This is a genomic window from Kutzneria sp. 744 (assembly GCF_000568255.1).
Taxonomy (GTDB): Bacteria; Actinomycetota; Actinomycetes; order Mycobacteriales; family Pseudonocardiaceae; genus Kutzneria.
Genome location: NZ_KK037166.1, coordinates 2,546,071 through 2,556,535 on the forward strand (window position 1 = coordinate 2,546,071; position 10,465 = coordinate 2,556,535).

Sequence of the window (10,465 nt, forward strand, 5' to 3'; positions counted from 1 at the left end):
CCAGCACCGCGACCGCGACCTTGCTCACCCGCATAGGGATCTCCTCAGTCCTGATGGGAACAGGGTGGTGTGGCGGCACCGGAGTGGGACCCTACTTGCGGGTAGGCGTTACCGACAGGCTCAACCGATAACCGCATCGCGCTGGTCGCCGGATGGATGAACGCCGTTAACCCGTACGGCGTCGAGGTGGTCGTTTCCGCCGGTCATGACCGGTTCGGTCGGGTCGTGTGAGCGAGGCCTCCCCGGTGTTAGTTGCACTCCCGATAGTAGGAAGGCAAAGTATTTAGGAGGCCACCCCTAGGAGTCCCCATGAACGCCGCAGTTGCTCTCCACAAGCCGAGCAACCCGGTCCGGTTCATCACCGCAGCCAGCCTGTTCGACGGGCACGACGCCGCGATCAACATCATGCGGCGCATCTCAAGGCCCCATAGAGCGCAGGTCACACGAGGTGCCTCGCGTAGGCCGCGGTGGTGAGGAAGGTCGGCAGGCCCGAGGCCAGGGCGTTGCGCCGGAACAGCTCGCGCACGGGCTCCCGACGCTCCGGCTTCAGCGACAGCAGCTCCTTCTCGACCATGTCCTCGACGAGGTCGGCGGTGACCACTCCGCCGTCGGCCAGCGGCGTGCGGTGTCGCAGCCACTGCCACACCTGGCAGCGGGCGATCTCGGCGGTGGCGGCGTCCTCCATCAGGCCGTTCAGCGCGGCGGCGCCGGTGCCGTCGAGCCAGGCGTCGAGATAGTGCACGGCGACGGCGACGTTGCCGCGCAGGCCCGGCTCTGTGACGCGGCCCGGCGTGCGGTCGACGGCCAGCAGGCCGGCGGCGGTGGCCACGACGTCGGTGCGCAGGCGGTCGAGCTGATCCGAGCGGGGGAACGCGGCGCGGCAGGTCTCGACCAGCGCCGGGTGCGCCACCCACGAGCCGTCGAACCCGTCGATGGACTCCCTTTCCTTGTCCTGCCGGACGATGTCCAGCGAGGTGGCGTTGGTCTCGGGATCGGCGCTGGGCAGGAACACGGCCATGCCGCCGATGGCGTGCGCGCCGCGCCGGTGGCAGGTCCGGACCAGGAGCTCGGTGTAGGCCCGCATGAACGGCACGGTCATGGTGACCTGGGCGCGGTCGGGCAGCACGAACTCCGGCCGCGCGCCGAAGTTCTTGATGACGCTGAAGATGTAGTCCCAGCGGCCGGCGTTCAGGCCGGCGCTGTGCTCGCGCAGCTCGTGGAGGATCTCGTCCATCTCGAACGCGGCCGTGATGGTCTCGATCAGCGTGGTGGCGCGGATCGTGCCGCGCGGGATGCCCATCCGGTCCTGCGCGAACACGAAGACGTCGTTCCACAGCCGGGCTTCGAGGTGGCTCTCCAGCTTGGGCAGGTAGAAGTACGGCCCGTGGCCGCGCTCGGTCATCCTCCGTCCACTGTGGAACAGCGCCAGTCCGAAGTCCAGCAGGGACGCGGAGATCGGCCGGCCGTCGATGACGACGTTCTTGTCCACAAGGTGCCAGCCTCGGGGCCGCACCACGATCGTCGCCGGCTCCTCGCACAGCTCGTAGCGCTTGCCGCTGTCGGCGGTGAAGTCGATGCGACGGTCCAGCGCGTCGATCAGGGTGAGGTGGCCCGAGATCACGTTGTGCCAGGTCGGCGCGGTGGCGTCCTCGAAGTCGGCCATCCACACGTCGGCCCCGGAGTTGAGCGCGTTGACCGCCATCTTGCGCTCGGGTGGGCCGGTGATCTCCACCCGGCGGCGCGCCAGACCGGGGGCCGGCGGGGCGACCCGCCAGGATTCGTCCTCGCGGATGTGCTTGGTGTGCGGGAGAAAGTCGGGCAGCTCGCCCTCGGCGAAGCGGGCCCGGCGCTCCCGGCGGGCGGCCAGCAGCTCGGCCCGGCGGCCGGCGAACTCGTCGTCCAGCCGCACCACGAAGGCGATCGCGTCGGGGGTGAGGATCTCGTCGAACCGGGCCTCGCGGGCGCCGGTGATCCGGATGTCGCGCACGGCGTCTCCCTCAGAACTGGGCCTGCTCGGTGGAACCGGCCAGCGCGGTCGTCTCGCCGGTCGGGTTGAGGGCGGTGCTGACCAGGTCGAAGTAGCCGGTGCCGACCTCGCGCTGGTGCTTGACCGCGGTGTAGCCCTGGGCCTCGGCGGCGAACTCGCGCTCCTGCAGCTCCACGTAGGCGGTCATGCCCTCGTCGGCGTAGCCGCGGGCCAGGTCGAACATGGAGTGGTTGAGGGCGTGGAAGCCGGCCAGGGTGATGAACTGGAACTTGTAGCCCATGTGCCCGAGCTCGCGCTGGAACTTGGCGATGGTGGCGTCGTCGAGGTGCTTGCGCCAGTTGAACGAGGGCGAGCAGTTGTAGGCCAGCAGCTGGTCCGGGTACTGGGCCTTGACCGCCTCGGCGAACCGGCGGGCCACCTCCAGGTCGGGCAGCGAGGTCTCCATCCACAGCAGGTCGGCGTGCGGGGCGTAGGCCAGGCCGCGGGCGATGCACGGCTCGATCCCGTTGCGCACGCGGTAGAAGCCCTCGGCGGTGCGCTCGCCGGTGGTGAACTCGCGGTCACGCTCGTCGACGTCGGTGGTGAGCAGGCTGGCCGCCTGGGCGTCGGTGCGGGCGATCACCAGCGACGGCACGCCGGCGACGTCGGCCGCCAGCCGGGCCGCGTTGAGCGTGCGGACGTGCTGGTTGGTCGGGATGAGCACCTTGCCGCCGAGGTGGCCGCACTTCTTCTCGGACGCCAGCTGGTCCTCCCAGTGCACGCCCGCGGCGCCGGCGGCGATCATGGCCCGCATCAGCTCGTAGGCGTTGAGCACGCCGCCGAAGCCGGCCTCGGCGTCGGCCACGATCGGGGCCAGCCAGTCGATGCCGGCGTCGACGCCCTCGGCGTGGCTGATCTGGTCGGCCCGCAGCAGGGCGTTGTTGATGCGGCGGACGACCGCCGGCACCGAGTTGGCCGGGTAGAGGCTCTGGTCGGGGTAGGTCTGGCCGGCCAGGTTGGCGTCGGCCGCGACCTGCCAGCCGGACAGGTAGATCGCCTTGAGGCCGGCGCGGACCTGCTGCACGGCCTGGTTGCCGGTCAGCGCGCCCAGCGAGTGCACGTAGTCCTCGCTGTGGATCAGGTCCCACAGCCGGCGGGCGCCGCGGTCGGCCAGCGTGTGCGCCTCCTGGACGGTGCCGCGAAGCCGCACCACGTCCTCGGCCGAGTACGTGCGCTCGACGCCGCTCCAGCGCGGGTCGGTTGCCCACTCCTGGGCGATTCCCTGGGCAGTCTGCGGAACCGTGCTCATGACTCAACTCCCGTGGCTCGAATGCGTTGTTCCGACCGTGCCATTGGGCCCACGGCGCTGTAAATGCGGCGAAATCGGCTAATTCTTGAAAATCTTGCCGACCGGATCTGCTAACTCTGCTAATGGCGGCGTTAGCAAGAAGGGCCTAGGGTGCTGGTCGGGATGCGAGCACGAAGCCGGTCGCCGAGCGGGAGGTGCGGGTGGAGAAGACCTTCGCGGGGGCCCGGTTGCGGCGGCTGCGGGACGAGCGCGGCATGCGGCAGGCCGACCTGGCCCGGCTGCTGGGCATCTCGGCCAGCTACCTCAACCAGATCGAGCACGACTCGCGGCCGCTGACCGTGCCGGTGCTGGTCCGGATCACCGAGGCGTTCGGCGTGGACGCCGGCTTCTTCGCCGCCGACGACGCCGCCCGGCTGGTCGCCGAGCTGCGGGAAGCCCTGCCGATGGACCGCATCTCCCCCGCCGACCTGCGGGAGCTGGCCGCCTCCATGCCCGAGGTGGCCGAGGCGGTGATCGCGCTGCACCGGCGCGGGCGCAGCCTGGCCGAGCAGGTGGAGGCGCTGGCCGGGGACCGGGCGGTGGAGCAGTCGATCGGCGCGCACGAGCAGGTCCGGGACTTCTTCTACCGGCACCGGAACCATTTTCCCGAATTGGACGCGGCCGCTGAATCGATTGCGGAGTCGGCCGGCGTCCGTCCGGGTGAAGTCCGCACGGCCCTGTCTTCGCACCTGTCGCGAATGCACGGGGTCCGTGTCGTGAACGCTCAAGGTGACACATACCACAATGCGTCGGCGGGTGAACTGCATCACTACGACGCGGCGGCCAAGGTGCTGCACCTCTCCATTCACCTGAGGCCCGGACAACAGGCGTTCCGAATGGGCACACTCATCGCGCAACTCGAATTCCCCAGCCTGCTCGACGACGTCGTGGCCCATCTGGAGCCGGGCCCGGAGCGGGCGCTGGTGCGGATCGGGCTGGCCCGGTACGCGGCCGCCGCGCTGATCCTGCCCTACCGGGCCTTCCACGAGACCGCCGAGCGGCTGCGCTACGACATCGAGCTGCTGGCCGACCACTTCGCCATGGGCTACGAGACCATCTGCCACCGGCTGACCACGTTGCAGCGGCCCGGCCAGCGCGGCGTGCCCTTCTCGTTCGTGCGGGTCGACCGGGCCGGCAACGTCTCCAAACGCCAGTCCGCCACCGGTTTCCACTTCTCACGGTCGGGCGGCACCTGTCCACTGTGGAACGTCTACGAGGCCTTCGCCGCCCCCGGCAAGGTGTTGACCCAGGTCTCGGCCATGCCCGACGGCCAGCGCTACCTGTGGATCGCCCGCACCGTGGCCCGCAGCCGCAGCGGTTACGGCGGCCCCGGCAAGACCTTCGCCGTCGGGCTGGGCTGCGAGATCCGGCACGCTTCTCGGCTGGTCTACTCGGCCGGCATGGACCTCGACGACGTGGCTGCCGCGACCCCGATCGGCCCCGGCTGCCGGACCTGCGACCGTCCACTGTGTCCACAGCGCTCGGCACCGCCCATCGGCCGCCCGCTGCGCGTGGACGAGAACCGCAGCACCTTCGTGCCGTATCCCGTTTAGGGACCGTGGTGGGCAGCCGGAGCCGCCCACCGCGGGGACGTCACGACCGCAGTTGGACGGTGGCTTCGACCAGATTTTCCAGGGTGGCCTTGACTTCGGGGTAGGCGCGGGTCTTCAGGCCGCAGTCGGGGTTGACCCACAGACGCTCGGCCGGGAAGGCCGCGATGGCGACCCGCAGGTGACCGACGATCTCCTCGACCGACGGGACGCGCGGCGAGTGGATGTCCCACACGCCGGGACCGGCCTCGTTCGGATAGCCGGCCGCGGCGAGGTCGGCGACGATGGCCATGGCGGAGCGGGCTGCCTCCAGGCTGATCACGTCGGCGTCCATGTCAATGATCGCCTGGAGCACGTCGCCGAACTCGGCATAGCACATGTGGGTGTGGATCTGGGTCTCGTCCCGGACGCCGGAAGTGGCCAGGCGGAAGGAATTCACCGCCCACTCCAGGTAGGCGGCGCGGTCGGCGGCACGCAGCGGCAGGGTCTCCCGCAACGCCGGCTCGTCGACCTGGATCACTTTGACACCAGCGGCTTCCAGGTCCACGACCTCGTCCCGCAGGGCCAGCGCGACCTGGCGGGCGGTGTCGCCCTCGGGCTGGTCGTCCCGCACGAACGACCAGGCCAGCATCGTCACCGGGCCGGTCAGCATGCCCTTGAGCGGCTTGTCGGTCAGGCTCTGGGCGTAGGTGGCCCACTCGACGGTCATCGGCGCCGGGCGCGAGACGTCGCCGACGATGATCGGCGGCCGTACGTAGCGGGTGCCGTACGACTGGACCCAACCCTGTTGTGTGGCCAGGAATCCGGTCAGCTGCTCGCCGAAGTACTGCACCATGTCGTTGCGCTCGGGCTCGCCGTGCACCAGCACGTCCAGGCCGATCCGCTCCTGCTCGGCGATCACCGCGCGGATCTCGGCCCGCATCGCCTCCCGGTAGGCGTCGGCGTCGAGCTTGCCGGTCCGCAGCGCTGCGCGGGCCTTGCGCAGCTCCGCGGTCTGCGGGAACGAGCCGATCGTCGTGGTCGGCAGCTCCGGCAGGTGGAGTTGCGACTGCTGGGCCTTGGCCCGCTGACAGTACGGGTTGTCGCGGTGCAGGTCGGGAACAACCCGCTCGCGGACGGCCGGCACCTTGACGATCGGCGAGTTCGCCCGTGAGGCCAGGCGGGTTTCGTTGACGTGCAACAGAGTTCCGATCGCGGCCCGGCCCTCGGTCAGGCCGCGCCGCAGGGTGACGATCTCCTGCACCTTCTGCCGGGCGAACGACAGCCAGCCGGCGATCTCCGGGTCGAGGTCGGTCTCCAGCGTCACGTCGTGCGGCACGTGCAGCAGCGAGCTCGACGCCGCCACGTCCACGGAGCCGGCCAGCCCGAGCAGCGTGCCCAGAGTGCCCAGCGCGGCCGACAGGTCGGCGGCCCAGATGTTGCGGCCGTTGACGACCCCGGCGACCAGCCGCTTGTCCTGGATGCCGCCGATCGCGGCCAGGCCCTTCAGGTTGGCGGCGGCGTTGTTGGTGAAGTCGATGGCCAGGCCCTCGACCGGCGCCTTGGCCAGCACCGGCAGGGCGTCGCCGAGCCGGTCGAAGTAGGAGGCGACCAGGATCTTCGGGCGGTTGGTCGCGGCGCCCAGGGTCGCGTAGGTCCGGGCGACCTTGGCCAGCACTTCGGCGGGCTGGTCGGTGACCAGGGCCGGCTCGTCCAGCTGCACCCACTCGGCGCCGGCTTCGCGCAGCTGCCGCAGCAGGTCGACGTACAGGGGGATGACCTTGTCCAGCAGGTCCAGGGGCCGGAAGCCCTCGGTGGCGGTCGGATCCTTGGCCAGCAACAGGAAGGTGACCGGGCCGACCAGCACCGGCCGGGTGGTCACGCCCTGCTCCACGGCCTCGGCGAACTCCTCCAGCGGCTTGCTGGCGTCCAGTGTGAACGTCGTGTCGGGGCCCAGTTCCGGGACCAGGTAGTGGTAGTTGGTGTCGAACCACTTGGTCATTTCCTGCGGCGGGGCTTCGGCGGTGCCGCGGGCCATGGCGAAGTAGCGGTCCAGCCGGCCCTTGTCGCTCGACACGTCCGGCACGGCGTCCAGGTGCCGCTGTGGGATCGCCCCCAGCAGCCAAGCGGTGTCCAGAACGTGGTCGTAGAAGGAGAAGTAGTTGCTGGGGATTTCGTCAACGCCGGCGTCACGCAGCTCCACCAGGTTGCGAAGCCGCAGCTCACGGGCCGTGCCGAGGAGGGCGTCGGCGTCGATGCGGCCGGCCCAGTAGGCCTCGACGGCCTTCTTGAGCCGCCGGTCGGCGCCTTGCCGGGGATAGCCGTGCACGGTGGCTTGGCTTGAGGGGGTCACGGGGCTCTCCTTCGCGAGTCCACGTGGACCCGCGGGCACGCGCGACCAGGCCCCGACCGTGTCACGGTCGTTGCGCGGCGACGACCCACCCGCGAGGTCTCGGCCAGCGCCCCACGGTCGTGAGGCGCACAGCGGGCAGGTCTTCGGACTCGCGGGCGTACAGCTCGTTCCTACTGGCCGTCGCTTCCCAAGCCTTTCGGCTCAGTGCGTGTGACGGCGGTCGTTCCCACTCACCGCTGCGGGGCAGTCCCGGATTCGCACCGGATTCCCTCTTACGACGGCCGCCCGGGCGGGCGGCCGAACCAGCTGCACGGCCACTGTAGCGCCTCCGGCTCGGCCGCGGTCGCGGCGCGGATCACATCCCGGCCGGATCACCAGCCGCCGACGATGATGACCTCGCGTTCCCGGAGTTGCTTGTAAGCCAGGGCGTCGGTCAGCGCGAGCATGCTGGCCTCGACGACGCTGGGGTGCGTGCCGACCGTGGTCCACTCGCCGCCGGCGTCCCGGGAGGTGATCGACACCCGGGTCACGGCCTCGGCGCCGGCGGTCAGTGTGCGGACCTTGTAGTCCACCAGTTGAACGTCGCCGAGCCAGGCCAGGTGCGGGGCCAGGGCCTGCCGCAGGGCGGCGTCCAGGGCCTCGACCGGACCACTGCCGTCGGCCGACCCGTGCGCCTCGGCACCACCGATGGCCAGCAGCACAGTGGCCTCGGAGCCGACCGATCCGTCGGGGCGGCGGGCCAGCAGGACCCGGTAGGACAACGCGTCGTACGGGGCGACGTTCTCGCCGACCTCCTTGCGTAGCAATAACTCCAGGGAGGCATCGGCCGCCTCGAAGGACCAGCCGCCGGCCTCCATGTCCTTGATTCGGGACGCCACCCGGTCGAGGACCTCCGGCGAGACCGGCAGGTCGAGCCCGTACTCGGCGGCCTTGAGCTCGATGCTGACCCGGCCGACCGTCGCGGCGACCAGGGTCCGTGCGGTGTTGCCGAATGCGGCCGGGTCGACGTGGCTGTGCATGGTGGGATCCACGGTGGTCGGCGCGGTGAAGGCGGCGCTGCCGACATAGGGCCGGTGGATCTCGGGGCCGACGTTGGCGATCTCGGCCACCGCCTGCGACGTCCGGGTCAGCTCGGCCAGACCGCCCTGCGGCAGCACGGGAAGCTCCAGCTTGGTGGCGAGATTGCCGATCACCGTGAACAGATCGGGATTGCCGACGCGCTCGCCGTAGCCGTTGGCGGCGCACCGCACGTGCATCGCCCCGGCCTGCACGGCGGCGATGGTGTTGGCCACCGCGCAGCCGGCGTCGTCACGGCAGTGCACGCCGATCCGGAAACCGGTGCGGAAGACCACTTCCTGCACGATCTCGCTCAGCCAGCCCGGCAGCTGGCCGCCGTTGGTGTCGCACAGCACGGCGACATCGGCGCCGGCCTCGACGCCGGCGGTCAGCACCCGCAGCGCCGCGTCACGGTCGTGCTCGTAGCCGTCGAAGAAGTGTTGCGCGGCAAGGAAAACCCGGCGGCCCTCGCTAGTGAGGAAACGCACGGTGTCGCCGACCGCCTCGGCCTGCTCGGCGACGTCGATGCCCTGCACGCGCTCGATGTGCCGGCGGTCGGCCGGCACGGCCAGCGTCACCACCGGCGTCTGCGCGTCGAGCAGGGCCCGCACCTGCGGGTCGTCCTCGGCCTTGCGGCCGGGCTCACCGACAGTGCCGGCGGCGACCAGCGCGGCGTGCCGCAGCTCCAGCTCGCCGCTGCCGGCGCGGCGGAAGAACTCGATGTCCTGGGGCGTCGCGCCCGGCCGGCCGCCCTCGATGTAGCCGACGCCGAGGTTGTCCAGCAGGCGGGCCACCTCCAGCCGGTCCTTGACCGAGTAGGCGACGCCCTCGCGCCGCGCGCCGTCCACCAGGGTCGTGTCGTACAGGTGGAAGTCGTCGCCCAGCGGGGTGCCCTGCGGGATCTGCCGGCCCGCGCAGCCGCGGCTCATCGGATCTCACCGTTCTCGGTCATGACCATCCCCGTTCTTCAGACGTACGTATATATAAGCGCACCGACCGGCCGTTGAGTCCCCCTAAGCGCGCGCCGCCACCCCCTAACCGCTAGGGTGTTAACACCGTTAACCCAAGGAGGGTCCGATGCGGGTAGTGGTGGCCGGCGCGTCCGGTGTGATCGGGACCGCGCTGACGCCGGTCCTGCGCGCCGCCGGGCACGAGGTGATCCGGCTGGTCCGCCGCGCGGCCTCGGCCCCCGACGAGCGGTCGTGGGATCCCGACGCCGGGACCATCGCCGACGGCGCCCTGGACGGCGTCGACGCGGTGATCAACCTGTGCGCGGTCGACACCACCGCCAAGCGCTGGACGCCCGCGTTCAAGCAGGAGCTGTTGGACAGCCGCGTGGTTCCCACCCGTGTGCTGGCCGAGGCCGTTGCCTCCCACGGCGTTCCGGCGCTGCTCAACAGCTCCTCCGTCGCGTACTACGGCGACACCGGCGACCGCGTGATCGACGAGTCCGTGCCGGCCGGTTCCGGGTTCCTGGCCGAGATGGACCGTGACCGCGAGGCGGCCTGTGTGGCCGCCGCCGATGCCCGGGTTGTGTTGCTGCGCACCGGAATCGTGCTGTCCCCCACCGGCGGGCTGCTCGGTCAGCTGCGGCCCATGGTCGCGTGGGGCTTCGGCGGGCGGATGGGCGACGGCCGGCAGTACCTGTCGTGGATCTCCCTGCACGACGAGGTCGCCGCCATCCAGTTCGCCTTGGAGCACAAGGAGGTTCGCGGTCCCCTCAACCTTTCCGGGCCGCAGCCCGTCACCAATGCCGAGATGGTCCGTGCCGTCGGGCAGCTCCTGCGTCGGCCCACGCCGTGGGTCTACCCCGCCTGGTTGCTGCGTGCCTTCGCCGGCGAACTCGCCGACGCTGGCGCCCTGACCGGTCAGCGGGCCGTGCCCGATGCCCTGCTGCGGCACGGTTTCGAGTTCCATCACCCCACCGTGGCGCAGGCCCTCGCCGCCGCTAGGCCGATCGGGTAATCGAGGCCCGCCGCCGTCCGTTCCGTGCCAGGCTCTGCCGGTGGATGTCGACGCCCTCATCACCCAGGTCGGTCCCTTGGCCACCGCCGCCGTCGCCAAGTGGGGCGAGTCCGCGCTGACCAAGGCCGGCGACACCGCCGCCACCGAGTCCGTCAAGCTCGGACAGCGCCTGCTGGCCAAGCTCTTCTCCCGCGCCAAGGCCAAGGAGCCCGTTCGCACGGCCGTCGCCGACCTCGTCTCGGCCATCG

Annotated in this window: 7 protein-coding genes and 1 riboswitch; of the genes, 3 read left to right on the forward strand and 4 right to left on the reverse strand. The window is 70.9% G+C overall.

Annotated elements, in window-relative coordinates:
• Positions 1-439: 439 nt before the first annotated feature.
• Positions 440-1,987 carry a malate synthase A gene (gene aceB, locus KUTG_RS11295; RefSeq protein WP_052394335.1) on the reverse strand — a complete coding sequence of 516 codons (1,548 nt, stop codon included), beginning with the start codon at positions 1,985-1,987 and terminating at the stop codon, positions 440-442.
• A 10-nt stretch (positions 1,988-1,997) separates the two neighbouring features.
• Positions 1,998-3,275 (reverse strand): isocitrate lyase, encoded by a 1,278-nt coding sequence (aceA, locus tag KUTG_RS11300; RefSeq protein WP_043716720.1) that lies wholly within the window; start codon positions 3,273-3,275, stop codon positions 1,998-2,000.
• Positions 3,276-3,475: 200 nt separating this feature from the next.
• On the opposite strand from aceA, the gene KUTG_RS11305 reads away from it, so the two are divergent.
• Entirely contained in the window at positions 3,476-4,867 is a 1,392-nt protein-coding gene (locus KUTG_RS11305) for a short-chain fatty acyl-CoA regulator family protein (protein WP_043728984.1), read from the forward strand.
• Between the two features lie 40 nt (positions 4,868-4,907).
• Here the strand turns inward: KUTG_RS11305 and metE are convergent, their stop codons facing one another.
• Together metE and KUTG_RS11315 are read right to left on the reverse strand one after the other, a co-directional pair.
• On the reverse strand, positions 4,908-7,196 hold the full coding sequence (gene metE / locus KUTG_RS11310; RefSeq protein ID WP_043716722.1) for a 5-methyltetrahydropteroyltriglutamate--homocysteine S-methyltransferase: 2,289 nt from the start codon (positions 7,194-7,196) through the stop codon (positions 4,908-4,910).
• Between the two features lie 116 nt (positions 7,197-7,312).
• A riboswitch (cobalamin riboswitch) is annotated at positions 7,313-7,518 on the reverse strand.
• 49 nt (positions 7,519-7,567) lie between these two features.
• The gene (locus KUTG_RS11315) at positions 7,568-9,181 is read right to left on the reverse strand and encodes an alpha-isopropylmalate synthase regulatory domain-containing protein (RefSeq protein WP_043716723.1); all 1,614 of its coding nucleotides are present in this window, start codon (positions 9,179-9,181) and stop codon (positions 7,568-7,570) included.
• Positions 9,182-9,329: 148 nt separating this feature from the next.
• Here KUTG_RS11315 and KUTG_RS11320 point away from each other — a divergent pair, with 148 nt between their 5' ends.
• The gene (locus KUTG_RS11320) at positions 9,330-10,217 is read left to right on the forward strand and encodes a TIGR01777 family oxidoreductase (protein WP_043716725.1); all 888 of its coding nucleotides are present in this window, start codon (positions 9,330-9,332) and stop codon (positions 10,215-10,217) included.
• 40 nt (positions 10,218-10,257) lie between these two features.
• Positions 10,258-10,465: hypothetical protein (locus KUTG_RS61045; protein WP_198047101.1), on the forward strand; the 208-nt coding region annotated here is incomplete at its 3' end.